This is a genomic window from Streptomyces sp. SID12488 (assembly GCF_010548275.1).
GTDB lineage: Bacteria > Actinomycetota > Actinomycetes > Streptomycetales > Streptomycetaceae > Streptomyces.
The window spans coordinates 1-531 of record NZ_JAAGLT010000115.1; the positions used below are offsets into that span (position 1 = coordinate 1).

Below are 531 nucleotides of genomic sequence, written 5' to 3' on the forward strand. Positions count from 1 at the left end.
CGAACTGGCCCTGTTCTCCAACACGACCGAGAAGAAGCGCCGCGAGCGGATCGTCACCGCCCTCGTGCGCCTGGTCCAGCTCGGCCGCGCTGCCGGGATCTATGTCGAGATCTGCGGGCAGCGCTTCGGCGCCGAACTCGGCGACGGCATCACGATGCTCCGAGCCCAGCTCACCGGCCGCATCTCGCACCGCGTCAACGACGAAGCCTCCGCCAAGATGGCGTTCGCCGACATCTCACCCGATGCCGTGCTCGCCACGACACAGATCCCCGTCGAACGCCCCGGCATGGCCGTGGCCGGTGACTCCACCGGCGGCTGGGTCCGCATCCGCACCCCCTTCACCACGATGCGGCAGGCCGTGAACGCCTGTACGACGCACGCGCACCGCACCCCCGTGCTCGAGGGCCTGGAGGCCTTCCGGCCGGTGCTGCCCGCCCTGGTACCGGTCGAGATCCCGGCCCCGGCCGCCCAGCCGGCCACCGCCTGACCGCACCTTCCCACCCCGGTCGGCGCGACCGCCTCGCGCGAACT

1 pseudogene is annotated in these 531 nt (G+C 71.9%); it reads left to right on the plus strand.

The window, feature by feature from the left end:
* Positions 1 to 487, plus strand: a pseudogene (locus G3I56_RS42760) (plasmid transfer protein); the annotation flags it as partial.
* Positions 488 to 531: the final 44 nt, after the last annotated feature.